The following is a 17,880-nucleotide window of genomic DNA, read 5'->3' as shown; positions in this document are numbered from 1 at the left end:
AAACTTTAAGTAAGTCTTATTCTTCAAAATTATTAAAAAAATTTAAAATACTTTCCAAATTAATAATTATATTAGTGCAATTTATCATTGAAATAATACATTTTCAAAAACACATGAATGCTTCGTATTTCAAATGGATTTTTATCGCCGCATTACCACTTTCTACGATTTACTATTTATATAACCGCTGGTCTTCCGATGAAATCAGTTACAATGAAGAAATTCGTCCAATTTTTAATAAAAAATGTATTGTCTGTCACGGTGGCGTAAAAAAAAATGGAAACTTTAGTTTACTTTTTCCCGAAGAAGCCTACGCAAAAGCAAAATCAGGAAAGTTTGCGATTATTCCATACGATGCAGAAAATTCGGAAGTAATGAAACGCATCAAATCTCACGACCCCGAAGAACGAATGCCAAAAGATAAAGACCCACTAAGTAATGAAGAAATTAAGAAAATAGAAAAATGGATAAATCAAGGCGCAAAATGGGAAAATCATTGGGCATATTCTCCGCCCAAAACATCAATTGATGTCCCAAATAATGGTAAAGAATGGGCTAAAAATGAAATTGATAATTTTGTATTTGAAAAATTAAAACAGGAAGGACTTTCTCCATCAAAAGAAGCCGACCGCCCTACTCTACTACGTCGATTAAGTTTAGATTTGATTGGTCTACCACCAACACCACAAGAAACTAACGACTTTCTCAATGATAAATCACCAAATGCTTACGAAAAACAAGTAGATAGGCTATTAAAGTCGTCTGCTTTTGGCGAGCGTTGGGCCTCCATGTGGCTCGATTTAGCTCGATATGCCGACTCAAAAGGCTATGAAAAAGACCTCGACCGCAGTATATGGAAATACCGAGATTGGGTAATCAACTCCTTTAATGCAGATATGCCATTCGACCAATTTACGATTCATCAATTGGCGGGTGATTTGCTTCCCAAAACTCCCAACGAAAGCATCGAATCACTCGAAAACCGCTACATTGCTACCGCTTTTCATAGAAATACAATGGCCAATGACGAAGGTGGCACAAACGATGAAGAGTTTAGAAATATGGCCATCATCGATCGAGTTTCTACAACAATGGAAGTTTGGCAAGGTACAACAATGGCATGTGTGCAATGTCACAGCCACCCTTATGACCCTTTTCGCCACGAAGATTTCTATAAACTGGCGGCCTTTTTCAATAATACCCAAGATCGAGATTTGTATAATGAAAAACCACATTTCAAGACTTATGCTAAAGATAAAGAACAAGAAGTAATTCGTCTTACAAATTGGATAAATACTAAACTTCCAACCAATCTTTCAAACATCAAACACTCAGAAAAAGCCCTTTTAGCAGAAAAAACAAACGATTATCTGAGAAAATTGGGCTTTTATCGCATCGAAGCTGAATCGTTTGATAGTACAAGTCGGCATATCGAACTTTGGAATAATCAGAAAGAAATTATGCAAACCACCGAAGGTGCCTATACGGTTTATGAAAACATTGATTTAACCAACATTGAAGCTGTGAAATATCGCTACCAAAGTGGTGCAGAAAATGCGTTCATAGAAATGCGTCTTGGCAGCTCAGAAGGAGAACTAATAAGCAAAGTTGAAACCAAATGCAGCGAGAAAGAAGTAAATGTCGGTTGGTCAAGATGGAATCAATATACTACTTCATCAGGTAAAATTAAACCAACAAAGGGCGTGCATGATATTTATTTGGTGTTCAGAAAAGGAAAAAACTTCTGGACCGACCTAATGCACCTCGACTGGATGGAACTGCAATCAAGCAAAATGCCAATCAGAACTTTACCAAAACCAGTGCAAGATTCGATTGAAAAATTGGCAACGATTGATGCGATTGCAACGCCAATTATGGTCGAACGTCCACAAAATAAAGCTCGTAAAACTCATGTTTTTATTAGAGGAAATTGGATGGTAAAAGGCAACGAAGTCCAGCCCGATGTACCTGCAATTCTGCCAAATATGAAAAACTACCCTAAAAATCGACTCGGTTTTGCGGAATGGTTAGTAAACAAACAAAACCCGCTTACTTCAAGAGTGATTGTCAATCGTTTTTGGGAACAATTATTTGGAACAGGGCTTTTAGAATCTTTAGAAGATTTTGGAAGTATGGGGTCAAAGCCAACGCACCCCGAACTTCTGGATTGGCTGGCTGTAAAATTTGTAAATGAAGATAATTGGAAAGTAAAAAGTTTGCTCAAAACCATCGTTATGTCGGCCACTTATCAGCAATCTTCCTTAATTTCAAAAGAATTAGAGGCGAAAGACCCTCGAAATTTACTTTTGGCTCGTGGCCCGAGAGTTAGACTTTCGTCCGAACAAATTCGTGATCAAGCATTGGCAATTAGTGGTTTGCTTAATCCAACGATGTACGGGCCGAGTGTTCGTCCACCTAATCCAACTGATGGAGCTTGGCGAAGAGAAAAAAGTGGCAATCAATTTCGAAGAGCCATTTATACGTATTGGAGGCGTACAAATCCCTATCCTTCAATGATTACTTTTGATAGCCCGCAACGCAATGTTTGTGTTTCGAGAAGGGTTCGCACGAATACTCCGTTGCAGGCACTTACTACGCTCAATGATACTGTTTATTACGCAGCGGCTCAGAATATTGCCCTAAAAATGCAACTTTCACAAGCAAAAACTATTAAAGATAAAATTCGAGCGGGCTATATGCATATTTTTCAAAAACAGCCAAGTCAATCAAAAACTACTCTACTCGAAAACCTTTATAACGAGGCTTTGATTGATTTCAGAAAGAAAAAAAGTACAAAAGCGGAGCTTCTGGCACTCACCCTTACGGCAAATACAATGTTGAATTTAGACGAATTCCTTACAAAATGAACAGAAAAACTATTTTTGAAGAAGCCTTTTTTGAGCAAGCCACTTTCAACACTCGTCGCCATTTTCTGAAACAATGCACTTCAGGTTTGGGCGGAATTGCACTTTCGTCGATTCTCGGTGGTTGTTTCCAATCTGAACAGAAAACGGTTGAAGAAAACCCGTTTGCCGTAAAACCTCCGCATTTTCCTGCCAAAGCCAAACATATCATATTTCTGCACATGGAGGGAGCTCCATCGCAGCTCGAACTATTTGATTATAAACCCGAATTGGCAAAGCTGGATGGACAGCTTTGTCCGCCATCACTTTTGGAGGGAAAGCGTTTTGCGTTTATTAAGGGAACACCCAAAATGCTCGGTCCGCAAGCAACATTTCAGCAGCATGGACAATCGGGGGCTTGGTTTTCTGACTACTTTAAGCATTTACCAGAATTAGCTGATGATTTGACTTTCTTGAAGGCCATGCATACCGATGAATTTAACCATGCTCCCGCTCAACTTTTCATGCACACAGGAAGTGCAAGAGTTGGTCGCCCAAGTTTAGGGTCATGGATTACTTACGGTTTAGGTTCGGAGAATCAAAATTTACCAGCCTACGTTGTTTTGGTGTCGGGTTCTGAGCCAAGTGCAGGCAAATATTTGTGGGGAAATGGCTTTTTGCCCTCGGTTTATCAGGGTGTACAATGCAGGTCGAAGGGCGACCCAGTACTTTATATCAATAACCCGAATACAATAGATAATGAACTCCGCAAAAAATCAATCGAAACTATTAATAAAATCAATGAACTGACTTATAAAGAAATTGGCGACCCTGAAACCCTCACTCGAATTTCGCAATACGAAATGGCCTTCCGAATGCAAGCCGAAGTACCCGAAACAATGGATATTTCGACCGAACCAGCCTACATTCACGAAATGTATGGTACGGAAGTCGGCAAAGCCAGTTTTGCCAATAATTGTTTGTTAGCCAGAAAATTAATTGAAAAAGGCGTGCGAGTAGTACAGCTTTTCGACCGACGATGGGATAATCATGGTACAGACGAAGGTAGTGGTGTTGATATTGGTTTACGCAGAAATGTCGAATACGTTGACAAACCAATCACGGCACTTATAAAAGACCTCAAACAACGTGGACTTTTGGATGAAACTTTGATTGTTTGGGGAGGCGAATTTGGCAGAACACCCATGATGGAAAACCGAGCAGGTGATAATAACACCCCACTCAAAGGCCGTGATCACCACGTTGATGCCTTCACAATGTTTATGGCTGGTGCTGGCATCAAAAAGGGTTACTCGCACGGCGAAACCGATGAAATTGGTTATTATGGCGTAAAAGGAAAAACCCACATCCACGATTTACAAGCAACCATCATGCACGTCATGGGTTTTGATCATGAACAATTCACGTTTCCTTTTCAAGGGCGAAATTTTAGATTAACCGATGTTTCTGGGAAAGTAATTCGGGAGATTTTATAAGATTATTGTGCTATAATTTTATACTTTTTCCCTTTTTCAGTTACAAAATCAATTGAGAACCCGCTTGGTTCTTCAAACTTTAACAGTTTTGAAGGATCTTTAATTATCGGTCTATCGACTTTAACAAAGTTAAAAAGCTGATTTGGATTTTCAACTTTGGCTGTCTTCGTTTCGACGTTTTTGACCATCAATGACTCATTAGATCTGATTCGACAATTTCCACCTATTTTTGAGTAAATAGTAGCCTTTATCAATTTCCCATTTTGCCAATTCATATCAATTTCAAATCCTCCACGAACTTTTAAGCCTTTTACATAACCTGTATGCCATTCTTTCGGAAGGGCTGGCAATAAGTGTATTTCCCCAGCGTGGCTTTGCACAAGCATTTCAGCAATTCCTGCTGTTGCCCCAAAATTTCCATCAATTTGAAATGGCGGATGTGCATCAAATAAATTAGGATAAGTTCCCCCACCTTCCATGTGAGTCGTATGGCTTCTAACTAATTTGAACAAATTAGTCAATAACTTTAAAGCGTGGTCGCCATCGTGAAGCCTTGCCCAAATATTCACCTTCCATCCCATCGACCAACCAGTGGCTAAATCGCCTCGGCGTTCCATTACTTTCTTCACAGCCGAGGTTAATTCTGGTGTAAATTGATTGATTTGATTACTTGGATGAAAGGCATATAAATGAGAAAAATGGCGATGCTGCACATCGGCATCTTCAAAATCCTCTTGCCACTCTTGCAACTGGCCATACTTGCCAATTTGATACGGCAAAAGTTGAGTCAAATTTTGTTGCACTATTTTCAATAAAGGCTCCTCAATTCCAAGTATTTTGCAAGCTTCAACATACCGAGACATTGATTCTCGAATAATGGCCATATCCATTGTTGGTCCAGCACTAAATGTACCTTGTTTATTATTTTCGTATAAAAAGTTTTGTTCTGGCGAATGTCCTACTGGAGTAAGCAAATACCCATTTTCATTCTTCACCAACCAACCTTCATAGAACTGCACCGCACCTTTCAAAAGCGGAAAAACTTCTTCTTTTAAAAACTTTTTATCTCCGTTATACAAGTATTTCTCCCAAAAATGACTCGTCAACCAACCCGCTGCTATTGGCCAAAACGAGCAATTACAGTTATCAATTGGCTCGGTATGTCGCCAAATATCAGTATTATGATGAGCCACCCAACCTTCATTACCATACATATTTCGAGCAGTTTCATGCCCATTGATAGCCAATTCTTTGATTGCTTGAAAAAATGGTTCTTGGCACTCGGACAAATTGGTAATTTCGGCTGGCCAATAATTCATTTGAGCATTGATATTAATTGTGTAAGCTCCATTCCAAGGCGGAGTCATCTGGTCATTCCAAATTCCTTGTAAATTAAGTGGCTGACCGCCTATTCTCGAACCTGCAATCATTAAATATCGACCATAATTAAAATACAATGCTGGAAAAGATGGGTCTTTTCCATTAGTAAATAACTCGATTCGTTTATCGGTTGGTAATTTAGATTGTGGTGTCTCAGCGGCCAGTTGAAGTTCAACCCTGTCGTATAATTTTTTATAATCTAAAAGATGATTTTTATATAAAACATCAAAAGATTGGCCTTCGATAGCCTTAAAATACTTTTCAACGAGTTTTTTCGGGTCTTTTCCTTCATAAGCTGGGCTTTTATCGAAACCATTAAAACTGGTGGCTGCCGAAAGAATCAAAACAACTTCGGTTGCATTTTTGACTACAATTTTATCCTTATTATTTACAATTATACCACCTTTATTGTAAGTTTTGATGGCCGACTCAAATGACATTCCCAATCCGTCGATTTTTTCGGCATAAAGCATATTTTCAACTTCTGGCTTACGATTGCCTGATTTATCATAAAGTTCGGGGTATTTATGCTGATCTCCCAATTTTTCGACTTGTTCAAAACTTCTTCTTAACCCAAAACCCGCAACTTTCCCTTGCATCGTCAGCGTGTTTCCTTTAGAAGTAAAATTTGCAGTTGATTGGTGTGGCGTCGAAAAATGCAAGGTACAATTAATTTTATCAGTACCTTCGGCAGTTAATTTGATAACAATAACGTGGTCTGGGTAGCTGGCAAAAAACGTTCTTTTAAAGGTAGTTTTACCAACTCTATAAGTCGTCGTAGCGGTAGCATTTGGCAAATTTAAGTTTCTTTTGTAATCAGAAACGTCACTGTTTTTATGCTCAAAATCAATCCATAAATCGCCCATTGGTTGATATAACTGGTGATTTCTTCCGAGCCATTCTTTGGCAATAATTGCTTGAGCTTCTTGATATTTCTTAGCATTCAATAAATCGGTGACCTCCTTAAATGACTTTCTAACATTAATGTTTTTGAAAGTTCCTTTGGGGTCTCCTGTATAAAGTGTTCCCTCATTTAGTTGTAGATGTTCTTGTTCATGATTTCCGAAAACCATTGCCCCCATATAACCATTCCCCAAAGGCAGAGCTTCTGTCCAAACCGAAGCGGGCTTATCATACCACAATTCATTGTTTTGAGCAAACAAATAAGCATTATTCAAAAAAAATACACCCAAAATCAGAAACACTACTTTTTTCATGATAAAATAAACTAACAATGATTAGAAATAAAGGTAAAATACACTTTACGATTGGTATGAAAGTTACAAAAGAAATCGGCTTAATTTCTAAAATTTCTTTGAAAAGTATCAAAACAATACAATTGAAAAAAGTTCAAATACTTCCATTCAACACAAAGTTTTCAACATTAATGAATTTATCTTAATTTTGCCGCATGAATGAAGAAAAAAATCCGTGGAAAATACTTGACTCAGAAGTCAAGTATGAAAATAATTGGATACAGGTTGTCCATCAGAATGTTATCAATCCGAGTGGTGGAAAAGGAATTTATGGCACTGTAAATTTTAAAAATATTGCAGTTGGCGTTGTGCCTATTGATAAAGATGGAAATACATGGCTTGTTGGTCAATATCGTTTTCCACTGAATGAATATTCTTGGGAAATACCAGAAGGTGGCTGCCCCGATGGCGAAGAAGTTTTGGAAACCGCCAAACGTGAATTGAAAGAAGAAACGGGTTTAATTGCTCAAAATTGGTCGTTGATTTCCAAGCTTCATACATCAAATTCGGTTTGCAATGAAGTTGCCTATATTTTCCTTGCCGAAGAAATAACCCAATCAGAAAGCCAACCCGAAGACACTGAGCAACTACAAGTAAAAAAAGTTTCGCTCAAAGAAGCCCTTGAAATGGTTTTGGCCGATAAAATAACCGACTCAATGAGTGTGGCGGGAATTCTGAAAGTTGCACGTTTAAAAGGTCTTTGATATGCTTGAAGCTGTAGTTTTTGGTTTCGTAACGGGCGTGGTGCTAAGTTTTGGTTTCGGAAGCGTTTTCTTTGCCCTCATTCAAGACAGCATTCAGTATGGCTATAAAGCAGGTGTAAAAATCTCACTCGGAGTTGTTTTTGCCGATGTTATTATGGTTGCCATTGCTTTCTTGGGAACTTCATTTTTACCAAATATTCCAAATTTCGGTCTGTATTCACGTGTTTTTGGTGCTTTTTTGCTCATAAGTTTAGGATTTGTGCAGTTTCGTAAACCTAAAGCTCCATCTAAAATGCAAGAATTTAAATTAGCCAGATTCTTTTATTTTTTTGGAAAAGGGTTTCTTCTGAATGTCATCAATCCTGTCAATTTTATATCTTGGATGCTCGTTTCGGCAACTTTGAAAGGCTATAAATATGATTCACTTGACGAAATCCTGTTTTTTAGCACTTGTATAGTTATGATTTTTGTGGTGGAATCTGCTTTTGCCATTTTTGCGGACCGAATCAAAACAAAACTCAATGAAAATACAATTCTCTATATTAAATATGTTTCTGGTTTGGTTTTCATAGGTGTAGGCCTAAAAATGGTTTGGGATGCTTATAAAATAGTAATTTCGTAAAAAAACGTGTGCCACATCCTTTTAGCTGTGGCACACGTTTTTTTAAATTCATAAGTTGGAAACTTGTTTTACTTTCCTTTTTGCTTGTTTTCAGAATTTTGATTCAAAGCCATCATTTGCTTCATGGTTTTATCAAAACCTTCAACCGAACCATCCATAAATATTACGTTACCTTTGCCATCTTGTGCAACTTGACGCATGGTTTCTGTCCACAATGAGAATAAAATAATTGATGGGTCGAGGTGAGCTTTTTCCATTTCGGCGGCAGCAACTGCCATACCTTTCGCAATTTCTTCACGGAATTGAGCCAAGCCTTGTCCACGCAAACGAGCAGCTTCACGCTCAGCTTCAGCCGAAATTCTGATGGCATTTCCATCGGCCTCTGCACCTTTAGTTTTTGTAATCAATAAAGCCTGTCCTTCATTTTCGGCAGCTGCTTTTAAGTTATTTGAAGCCACCACTCTCGACATTGATTTTACAATTTCTTCATCAAACGTAATGTCATTTATCTGTAAATCAAGCAAATGATAGCCCCAACCGTTCAATGTATGGTCAAGATTAGATTTCACATCTGTCACAATTTCATTTCTTAAACCTAAAATCTCTGCTTGTTTCTTGGTGGCAACAAAACTACGAATCGAACCTTCGATTGAGCGAACCAAAGCTTGCATAAAGTTTGCTTGGTCAATAAACTTAAACGCAACATTCTTTATCTGCTCTTCCGATTGGTCGGTGACAGTATAAAGCAACATTGCCTTGAAGTAAACATTGGCTTGGTCGTTGGTAATTGCTTGAAACTGCAATTCTGCCGAGCGGTTTTGAATTGAAATTGTACGAAAAACAAACTCAATAAATGGAATTTTGAAATTCAAACCTGGAGTCATGATTCGGCTGTACTTTCCGAACACTGTTATCACGGCAACATTGCCTTGTTGAACAATAACGACTGACAAAAATAAAATGACTGCGGCTACTACGAGTAAAATAATTGTTACCATTGTGTTTTACGGTTTTAGTTAAATTTTAGTCAAATGTAGAATGAAAGCAGCAACCTAAGCTAAAATCTTGACAAATGGTAAAATCACAAGGAATATTTGTAAAAAATATATTTATTGGTAAAATTTCTACTTTAAATTACCCATTCCACCATCAATATGAAGTATTTGTCCAGTTATCCAACTGCCTTCGTCAGATAACAAAAGTTTAGCGGCTGCCGCAATATCGGCACTCGTTCCAACCCTACCGAGTGGATGACGTTTGTTTGAAGCATCAATTTTTTCAGGAGAAGAAAGTAACATTTTTGCCAAAGGTGTATCAGTCAAAGATGGAGCAATAGCATTAAACCGAATTTTTGATGAAGCGTATTCGGCTGCTAATGAGCGAGTTAAACCTTCAATAGCACCTTTTGATGTTGCCACTGAGGTATGAAATCCCATACCAGTTTGAACTGCAACTGTACTAAAAAGTACAACAGAAGCATTGGTAGAAGCTTTTAATTTGGGTAAAACAGCTTGAATCACATTAACTGCCCCCAAAACATTTATTTGAAAATCTTTCTGAAAATCTTCACTCGTAAATCTATTAAATGGCTTTAGATTAATTGTTCCTGGGCAATAGGCAAGCCCATCAATTGTAGTAGGGAGTGAAGCAAAAGCTAGATTATTAGGACTTGCTGCATCCCAAGTGATATGTGTAGATTGCAAATCGGGTTGTGTACGAGAAGCAGTATAAATATTCGCTCCAGCCTCTAATAATGACTGAGCAAGAGCAAATCCGATTCCTGAACTTGCTCCAACAATAAGATAATTTTTTCCTTTGAAAGACATTTTTATAATGGATAATGAATAATTGAAAATGAATAATTTTATCCTCTATAACTTTAAACCGAATGTTGGTTAAAATGTTTAGCTCCTTCTCAATTATACATTATCCATTCTCAATTATACATTCTCAATTATCAATTAAATACTAAGTACCTTCAAAAACTCGCTACGTTTTTCCTCTTTGTTGAAAGCACCGCTGTAAAATGAAGTAATAGTTGAACTTGTTTGGTCTTTTACGCCACGAGATGAAACACATTGGTGGTCGGCATCAACAAAAACGGCTACATCGTCAGTCATCAAAGCATTTTTGATGGCGTTTCCGATTTGAATTGTCATACGCTCCTGTACCTGTGGGCGACGGGCAAAATGATTTACAATTCGGTGTAGTTTCGATAAACCAATTACCTTTCCATTGGAAATATAAGCCACGTGAACTTTCCCAACGATTGGCACAAAGTGGTGTTCACAACATGAGTAAAATTGAATGTTTTTCTCAACCAACATTTCATTATAATTGTATTCGTTGGTGAAAAGCGTCATAGCAGGTTCATTTTCAGGATTTAGGCCCGAAAACAACTCTTTAACATACATTTTTGCTACACGTTTTGGCGTTCCACGAAGACTTTCGTCTTGCAGATCAAGCCCGAGCGTAAGCATAATTTCTTTGAAATGTTTTTCTATGATTTCAATTTTTTCATCGTCGTTCAAATCAAACGCATCATCACGAAGTGGTGTTTCGAGTTTAGTAAACGGGTGGTCTTGGTCATCAAGTAATAATTCGTTCACAAAAGTTTTTTCTTTAAATTGGGTATTCGACATAATTTCGTTCAGTTTCAAATAGTGTAATTTTCAAATCATAATCATTTGATATTTTTTCTCTCAAAATATCGTAAATCACAATAGCAATGTTTTCAGCTGATGGATTTAGTGATTTAAATTCCTCAACGTCCAAGTTTAGATTTTTGTGGTCAAGTTTATCCAAAACATGTTTTTTGATTAAGTCACTTAAAACCTTTGTGTCGAAAACATAACCTGTCTTTGGGTCAACTTCACCCGACAGTCGAACAATCAAATCATAGTTGTGCCCGTGATAGTTCGGATTATTACATTTTCCGAAAACTCGGGCGTTCTCTTCCGCCTCCCACTCTGGGTTGTGAAGACGATGAGCCGCATTGAAGTGTTCTTTTCGTAACACCGCAACTCTCTTTTTTTGATATTCCAAAATTGAAGTTTAAAAGTAAATAAAATGTTAGCCAAACAGTCATTACAAAGGTTGTGTACAACACTTGTAGGCTACCGAACGGTGGTTAAATCGTTCTAAAGAAACAGTTTCAAATATATTAACAAGTGGTATTTTTATTTTGTTCAAGATTTTTTCAAAAAAAATATTTACCTTAATTTTCATATAACCACAATTAAAATATTTTTTATCTATTTAAACCTAAAAAGATTATTTTTTTTATTAACTGTATATTTATAAAAATATTTTATTTTATCTTTGAATCACAAAATCTTCAAACCAACCTAAATATGAACCGTCGAAATTTTCTTTCAACCAGCTTGGCAACCTCAAGCATTCCGTTTATAGTAAAGAAAAAAAATCTATCTGAGGATAAAAAAATCAGGCTCGGATTTATCGGAGTCGGACTTCGTGGACGTACGCATCTGCAACAAGCACTTTATCGCTCAGATGTTGAGATTCCAGCAATTTGCGATATTGACCCCAATTCAATTGCAGAAGCCAATAAAATTTTTCAAAAATTTGGTAAAAAAGAGCCAATTGCCTACATGAAAGGCGAGCGTGATTTTGAAAATTATGTAAAAAGAGAAGACCTCGACGGAATCATTATTTCAACTCCGTGGGAATGGCACGTACCAATGGCAGTTGCAGCCATGAAAGCGGGAAAATATGCAGGAGTTGAAGTTTCAGCAACGGTTACACTCCAAGAATCTTGGGATTTGGTTGATACTTACGAAAAAACTGGTTCGCACTGCATGATTCTCGAAAATGTTTGTTATCGCCGTGATATTATGTCGGTTTTGAATATGGTGCGAAAAAATATGTTCGGTGAAATGCTCTACGGTCATTGCGGCTACCAACATGATTTGCGTTTTGTAAAATTGAATGATGGAAAATCGGCCTACGGAAAAGGCGTTGAGTTCGGAGAAAAAGGTTTCAGCGAAGCACGCTGGAGAACACAACATTCGGTCGATAGAAATGGTGACCTCTACCCTACTCACGGACTCGGGCCAGTTGCACATTGGATGGATATTAATCGTGGAAATAAGTTTGATTTCTTGACATCAATTGCCACAAAGTCTCGTGGAATGCACAATTATATTGTTGAAAATGGCGGAAAAGACCACCCAAATGCCAAAGTTAATTTTAAATGTGGCGATATTGTAACTACCACGATTCAATGTGCCAATGGTGAAAATATCGTAATTATTCATGATACAAACAGTCCACGACCGTACTCACTTGGGTTTAGAGCTCAAGGCACAAAAGGTATTTGGATGAACGATGGCAATCAGATTTATTTGGAAGGTGTTTCTAAAAAACATGATGCTTGGGAGCCATTTGCCGACTATCAAAAACAATATGACCATCCACTTTGGAAACGCTTCGAACAAGATGCGGTAAATGCAGGTCATGGCGGAATGGACTTTTTTGTGCTTCGTGCGTTTATTGAATCTGTAAAAAACAAAGTTGCTCCACCAATTGATGTTTATGATGCAGCTGCTTGGAGTGCAATCAGTCCGCTTTCTGAACTTTCAATTGCTCGTGGTAGCTCTCCAGTTGAAATTCCAGATTTTACTCGTGGAAAATGGAAGACCAATAAGCCAATCTTTGGTTTGAATGATAATTACTAAGAGTATGAATTGTTCAAATGGTTCGCTTCTGCGATGACGATTTACGAATCCGATATTTACACATTTATTAAAAAATTATGCAAGAAAATAAAAACTATACTGGCCCATTAATCATAATTGGATTATTATTTTTCGTCTTTGGATTCGTTACGTGGGTTAATGGGACGCTCATCTCATTTTTCAAAAATGCTTTCGGTCTAAGTAATGCCAATTCATATTTGGTAACCTTCGCTTTCTTTATTTCATATACAATCATGGCGATTCCGTCTTCCTATGTATTAAAAAAAGTTGGTTTCAAAAAAGGTATGTCGATTGGCTTGGCAATTATGGCAATCGGCACTTTCACTTTTGTGCCAGCTGCAAAAGCTGAATCTTACCCATTATTTTTGGCTGGATTATTCACCATTGGTATCGGACTAACTTTACTACAAACAGCCTCAAATCCTTATGCAACAATTCTTGGCCCACGAGAAAGTGCAGCACAAAGAATTAGTATTTTAGGAATTGCAAATAAAACGGCGGGGATTATCAGTCAAAAAGTTTTTGGCGGAATACTTTTAGCGGGAAGTGTGGCTGGTGCCGCTATTTCACCCAAAGCTGAACTTGCTAAAGTTATCACACCCTATTTGATTCTAACCGTAGTGCTAATCATTTTGGCGGTTTTGATTTTGCTTTCAAAAGGTTTACCCGAAGTTAGTGAAGAACAAGAAAGTGTTGATGGTTCAAAAAGTACTAATAAAACGAGTGTATTTGATTTCCCGAATTTGGTTTTAGGACTAATTGCATTGTTTTGTTACGTTGGAGTCGAGGTTATCGCAGGTGATTCAATCATCAGTTACGGTATTTCATTAGGATTTTCGACCGAAGAAGCGAGTCAATTTGGTACTTATACACTATGGTTAATGATGTTGGGCTATGTTTTGGGTATAGTTTTAATTCCAAAATACGTTTCTCAGCAAACTTGGTTGAAACTTTCATCTATTTTTGGCATAATCATTACTATATTTGCGTTAGTAACTACGGGCTTTACGTCTGTGCTTTGTATAGCAATTTTAGGTTTGGCAAATGCCATTATGTGGCCAGCGATATGGCCATTGGCCATTGATGGACTCGGGAAATTTACAAAAACAGGTTCAGCTTGGTTAATTATGATGATTGCGGGCGGTGCGATTTTACCACTTGTTTATGGCAGTTTAGCAGATTATTTGAATAGTTCGCAAACTGCTTATGCTATCATGATACCTTTATACGGATTTGTTTTATATTTTGCTATGCTTGGTTACAAAAAGAAGACTTGGTAATTTTCATCAATTCTATAAACCAACATATTTGTGCAACAATCTTATATAATTTCAGCAGTTCGTACGCCAATTGGCAGTTTTGGCGGTTCACTTTCAAGTATTTCTGCCCCAACGCTCGGTGCGACGGCAATAAAAGCAGCCATCGAAAAAGCAGGTATCGAACCAAATCAAGTCGAGGAAGTGCTTTATGGCAATGTTTGTCAGGCAAATGTTGGTCAAGCACCAGCTCGTCAGGCCACGCTTGGAGCTGGCTTGAGCAATAAAACTAATGTAACAACCATCAATAAAGTGTGTGCGTCTGGCATGAAATCTATCATGTTAGGAAGCCAATCTATTGAGTTGGGGCAAAATGATATTGTGGTAGCAGGTGGTATGGAAAGTATGTCAAATATTCCATTTTATCTATCAAAAGCTCGCTATGGCTACGGCTATGGCAATGGTGAATTGATTGATGGTTTAGCGAAAGATGGTTTGGTCAATGTTTATGACAATAAGGCAATGGGCTGTTTTGCTGATGCTACTGCCAGCAAATTTGAGATAAGTAGAGAAGAACAAGATTCCTTTGCAATTCAATCATACAAACGCTCAGCAGAAGCTTGGGCGAGCGGAATGTTTGCCAATGAAGTTACGCCAGTTGAAGTAACTGATCGTAAAGGAAATGTAAAAGTAATTTCGGAGGATGAAGAATTTAAAAACGTAAATTTTGATAAAATACCAACTTTACGTCCAGCCTTTACCAAAGAGGGAACAGTTACGGCCGCTAATGCTTCAACAATTAATGATGGGGCTGCCGCACTTGTTTTAGCATCTGATGAAGCTATAAAAAGTCAAAACTTAAAACCAATTGCAAAAATCATTTCGTATGCCGATGGCGAACACGAGCCAGAATGGTTTACAACCGCTCCAATTATAGCTGCCGAAAAAGCGCTAAAAAGAGCTGGTTTGACAATCGAAGATATTGATTATTTTGAAGTAAACGAAGCGTTTGCAGTAGTTCCGATGGCATTTGCTAAACACTTTGGCATTAGCTACGATAAACTAAACATTTTTGGTGGTGCTGTTTCACTTGGACATCCACTTGGCTGCTCAGGTGCGAGAATCGTAACTACGCTCGTAAACGTGCTTCAAAATAAAAATGCAAAATATGGAATGGCAGCCATTTGTAATGGCGGAGGCGGTGCCAGTGCCATTATTATAGAAAAAATTTGATATTTATAAACAAAATTCAAACCTTGCAGGATAATACCAATCTTGTAAGGTTTTTTCGTATTAATAATTATTAACGAAAAGATTTTACCTATTTATCTTTTCAATCATTTGTTCAAAATGAAAGTAAATTCTGATTCAAGTAGTATTCTACAAAAGTTTTTTGGTCCAAACCAAGTTGTAATTCAAGCAACATCCCCAGGCAGAATGGACGTAATGGGTGGTATAGCCGATTATTCAGGCTCATTGGTTCTTCAAAAGTCAATTTCGCAAAAAGCTACTGTTACAATCGGAATCAGAAACTATAATCAACTTCACATCAAGAGTTTAGATATTGCTTCCCAAAATGAGCTTTATGTTGATTTAGACGAATTACCGAATAATTACGATGAAGCTCAAAAATACCTCAAAAGTATTGCAGGTGGAGATTGGGCTTCGTATATTATTGGTTGTTACTTAGTTCTGTCTAATGAGAAAAAAACAAAGCTGGGTGGACTCGATATTCTGATTCAGTCAGATGTACCAGTAGGAAAAGGTGTTTCTTCATCAGCTGCACTTGAAGTAGCTACTTTAAAAGCGATTACCGAACTTTTCAATATCGAATTGTTTGATACCGAACTTCCAAAATTAGCCCAAAAAGCCGAAAATTTAGTAGTAGGAGCCCCATGCGGTTTGATGGATCAATTGGCATCTTATTTTGGTGATAATAATAAATTACTACCTATTTTGTGTCAACCTGACCAACTCTATGATTTGGTGGCAATTCCGCAAGATTTATATTTTGTGGGAATTGATAGTGGCGTAAAACATGCAGTTAGTGGAGCATCATACAGCGAAGTTCGTACGGCAGCTTTTATGGGTTATTCGATAATAGCTCAAAAATTAGGCTTTTCTAAAGATATTTTAGGCACACAAATACATTCCAAATTACCTTTTGGTGGCTTTTTGAGTAATATTAGTCCATCATCATTTGAAGCCGACTTTGCTCGAAGTCTCAACTCAATGTACGGTAAAGATTTTATCAATGATTTTGGCGTTGTAACCGATAAACTTTCAATCATAAAACCTGACACCTTTTACAATATCAAAGCCTGTGCCAAGCATCCAATTTACGAAAATCATCGCGTAAAATCTTTTACACAACTTTTGAAATCAATTAATGTAACAAATTATGAAGATATTTTATCATTGATGGGAGAATTAATGTTTCAGTCGCATGAAAGTTATAATAATTGTGGTTTGGGCAATGAAATGACCGACAAAATTGTAACCATGGCAAGACAGAAAGGTATTGAAAATAATATTTACGGAGCAAAAATTACTGGTGGAGGTAGTGGTGGAACTGTTTGTTTGATGGTTTATGGCCAAAAAGGTTTAGAATCAGCCAAACAACTTTTTGAAGAATATCAACAACAAACTAATCAGAGTTCTTTAGTTTTCTTTGAGTAATTGCCGAAATCCACTATTTACATTACACTTCGCAACATAAATGAAAAAAATATTTACATCTGCATTCGTATTAATTGTGTTGATTTATGGTTGTAAAACCTCACAATCAAGCACTTATGTACCTGTACCCAAAAAAGGCTTAATGTCTTTTTTGAAATACAACGAAAACTTCAAGCCTATGATTTCGGCTCATCGAGGCGGTGGCGATATTGCTGGTTATCCTGAAAATTGTATAGAATCGTTTGATTTTCTTGCTAAACAAATGCCTGTAATTATTGAATGTGACATTGAATATACGAAAGATAGTGTGTTGATTATGATGCACGATAATTCGCTGAATCGCACAACAACTGGAACAGGGAAAATTATTGAACAAAATTGGGTAACTTTTAAAGATGCAAAATTGAAAGATAATGCCGGAAAATTGACAAATTTTCAAATTCCGACGCTTGAAAAAGTCTTAAATTGGGGCAGGAACAAGGTGATTTTTACACTTGATGTAAAACGAAATACACCTTACCGAAAAGTAATACAAATGGTTGAAAAATTGAAAGCCGAAGAATATTCTGTCATCATAACTTACGATGTCAATCAAGCGAAAGAGGTTTATAAACTTAATCCAAAATTGATGATTTCGGTAACAATACGTGATTTGAAAGAATATGAACGCTACCAAAACGCTGGAATTCCAGATGAAAATATGATAGCATTTATCGGAACTCGTGAGCCAAACAAAGAATTTAATGATTTTTTGCACAAAAAAGGCATCTGCACGATTTTAGGAACTTTAGGAAATTTGGACAAAATGGCAATTACTAAAGGAGATAAGATTTATAACGACTGGGTACAAAATGGGGCTGATATTCTATCAACTGATAGAGCTATCGAAGCCTTCAATGCTATTAATAAAAAATAGTAGTTATCAT

General features: G+C 37.2%; 14 protein-coding genes. 9 read left to right on the top strand and 5 right to left on the bottom strand.

All coding sequences use genetic code 11. The annotated features are described in order from the left end of the window. The first annotated feature begins 113 nt into the window (after positions 1-113). Both A6M55_RS03500 and A6M55_RS03495 read left to right on the top strand, forming a co-directional pair. Complete coding sequence (locus A6M55_RS03500) at positions 114-2,867, top strand: DUF1553 domain-containing protein (RefSeq protein WP_064196489.1); 2,754 nt, start codon at positions 114-116, stop codon at positions 2,865-2,867. Further along, the gene (locus tag A6M55_RS03495; protein WP_064196488.1) at positions 2,864-4,339 is read left to right on the top strand and encodes a DUF1501 domain-containing protein; all 1,476 of its coding nucleotides are present in this window, start codon (positions 2,864-2,866) and stop codon (positions 4,337-4,339) included. Before A6M55_RS03500 ends, A6M55_RS03495 begins: the two co-directional genes overlap by 4 nt. A 2-nt stretch (positions 4,340-4,341) precedes the next feature. Here A6M55_RS03495 and A6M55_RS03490 read toward each other — a convergent pair whose 3' ends face one another. Continuing rightward, the gene (locus A6M55_RS03490) at positions 4,342-6,936 is read right to left on the bottom strand and encodes a glycosyl hydrolase family 95 catalytic domain-containing protein (RefSeq protein ID WP_064196487.1); all 2,595 of its coding nucleotides are present in this window, start codon (positions 6,934-6,936) and stop codon (positions 4,342-4,344) included. Positions 6,937-7,130: 194 nt separating this feature from the next. On the opposite strand from A6M55_RS03490, the gene A6M55_RS03485 reads away from it, so the two are divergent. Then, the gene (locus A6M55_RS03485; protein ID WP_064196486.1) at positions 7,131-7,679 is read left to right on the top strand and encodes an NUDIX hydrolase; all 549 of its coding nucleotides are present in this window, start codon (positions 7,131-7,133) and stop codon (positions 7,677-7,679) included. 1 nt (position 7,680) lies between these two features. Then, positions 7,681-8,301, top strand: coding sequence for a LysE family translocator (locus A6M55_RS03480; protein ID WP_064196485.1), 621 nt, complete (start codon positions 7,681-7,683; stop codon positions 8,299-8,301). Between the two features lie 68 nt (positions 8,302-8,369). On the opposite strand, the gene A6M55_RS03475 is transcribed toward A6M55_RS03480, so the two are convergent. From A6M55_RS03475 to A6M55_RS03460, 4 genes are all read right to left on the bottom strand, one after another. Further along, positions 8,370-9,299, bottom strand: a complete 930-nt coding sequence (locus A6M55_RS03475) for an SPFH domain-containing protein (protein WP_064196484.1) — start codon at positions 9,297-9,299, stop codon at positions 8,370-8,372. A 126-nt stretch (positions 9,300-9,425) separates the two neighbouring features. Then, positions 9,426-10,127: an SDR family NAD(P)-dependent oxidoreductase gene (locus A6M55_RS03470; protein ID WP_064196483.1), complete on the bottom strand. Its 702-nt coding sequence runs from the start codon at positions 10,125-10,127 to the stop codon at positions 9,426-9,428. Between the two features lie 135 nt (positions 10,128-10,262). Then, positions 10,263-10,943 carry a GTP cyclohydrolase I FolE gene (gene folE / locus A6M55_RS03465; protein WP_064196482.1) on the bottom strand — a complete coding sequence of 227 codons (681 nt, stop codon included), beginning with the start codon at positions 10,941-10,943 and terminating at the stop codon, positions 10,263-10,265. Continuing rightward, entirely contained in the window at positions 10,924-11,319 is a 396-nt protein-coding gene (locus A6M55_RS03460) for a 6-carboxytetrahydropterin synthase (protein ID WP_229235471.1), read from the bottom strand. The genes folE and A6M55_RS03460 overlap by 20 nt, the downstream gene beginning before the upstream one ends. Positions 11,320-11,654: 335 nt before the next feature. Between A6M55_RS03460 and A6M55_RS03455 the strand changes: the two genes are divergently transcribed. From A6M55_RS03455 to A6M55_RS03435, 5 genes are all read left to right on the top strand, one after another. Next, positions 11,655-12,998, top strand: coding sequence for a Gfo/Idh/MocA family protein (locus A6M55_RS03455; RefSeq protein ID WP_064196480.1), 1,344 nt, complete (start codon positions 11,655-11,657; stop codon positions 12,996-12,998). 77 nt (positions 12,999-13,075) lie between these two features. Further along, positions 13,076-14,299 (top strand): sugar MFS transporter, encoded by a 1,224-nt coding sequence (locus tag A6M55_RS03450; protein ID WP_064196479.1) that lies wholly within the window; start codon positions 13,076-13,078, stop codon positions 14,297-14,299. Positions 14,300-14,329: 30 nt separating this feature from the next. After that, positions 14,330-15,508: an acetyl-CoA C-acyltransferase gene (locus A6M55_RS03445; protein WP_064196478.1), complete on the top strand. Its 1,179-nt coding sequence runs from the start codon at positions 14,330-14,332 to the stop codon at positions 15,506-15,508. Between the two features lie 117 nt (positions 15,509-15,625). Further along, entirely contained in the window at positions 15,626-16,954 is a 1,329-nt protein-coding gene (locus A6M55_RS03440) for a hypothetical protein (protein ID WP_064196477.1), read from the top strand. Between the two features lie 40 nt (positions 16,955-16,994). Further along, positions 16,995-17,870: a glycerophosphodiester phosphodiesterase family protein gene (locus A6M55_RS03435; protein WP_064196476.1), complete on the top strand. Its 876-nt coding sequence runs from the start codon at positions 16,995-16,997 to the stop codon at positions 17,868-17,870. The last annotated feature ends 10 nt before the right edge of the window (positions 17,871-17,880 follow it).

Source organism: Emticicia sp. MM, from assembly GCF_001649495.1.
This window is presented reverse-complemented; position numbering and strand designations above follow the sequence as displayed.

Excerpts from the sequence above, each read along its gene's own strand:
- A6M55_RS03500 (WP_064196489.1), top strand. The coding sequence starts at position 114 with ATGAATGCTTCGTATTTCAAATGGATTTTTATCGCCGCATTACCACTT.
- A6M55_RS03495 (WP_064196488.1), top strand. The coding sequence starts at position 2,864 with ATGAACAGAAAAACTATTTTTGAAGAAGCCTTTTTTGAGCAAGCCACT.
- A6M55_RS03490 (WP_064196487.1), bottom strand. The coding sequence starts at position 6,936 with ATGAAAAAAGTAGTGTTTCTGATTTTGGGTGTATTTTTTTTGAATAAT.
- A6M55_RS03485 (WP_064196486.1), top strand. The coding sequence starts at position 7,131 with ATGAATGAAGAAAAAAATCCGTGGAAAATACTTGACTCAGAAGTCAAG.
- A6M55_RS03480 (WP_064196485.1), top strand. The coding sequence starts at position 7,681 with ATGCTTGAAGCTGTAGTTTTTGGTTTCGTAACGGGCGTGGTGCTAAGT.
- A6M55_RS03475 (WP_064196484.1), bottom strand. The coding sequence starts at position 9,299 with ATGGTAACAATTATTTTACTCGTAGTAGCCGCAGTCATTTTATTTTTG.
- A6M55_RS03470 (WP_064196483.1), bottom strand. The coding sequence starts at position 10,127 with ATGTCTTTCAAAGGAAAAAATTATCTTATTGTTGGAGCAAGTTCAGGA.
- folE (WP_064196482.1), bottom strand. The coding sequence starts at position 10,943 with ATGTCGAATACCCAATTTAAAGAAAAAACTTTTGTGAACGAATTATTA.
- A6M55_RS03455 (WP_064196480.1), top strand. The coding sequence starts at position 11,655 with ATGAACCGTCGAAATTTTCTTTCAACCAGCTTGGCAACCTCAAGCATT.
- A6M55_RS03450 (WP_064196479.1), top strand. The coding sequence starts at position 13,076 with ATGCAAGAAAATAAAAACTATACTGGCCCATTAATCATAATTGGATTA.
- A6M55_RS03440 (WP_064196477.1), top strand. The coding sequence starts at position 15,626 with ATGAAAGTAAATTCTGATTCAAGTAGTATTCTACAAAAGTTTTTTGGT.
- A6M55_RS03435 (WP_064196476.1), top strand. The coding sequence starts at position 16,995 with ATGAAAAAAATATTTACATCTGCATTCGTATTAATTGTGTTGATTTAT.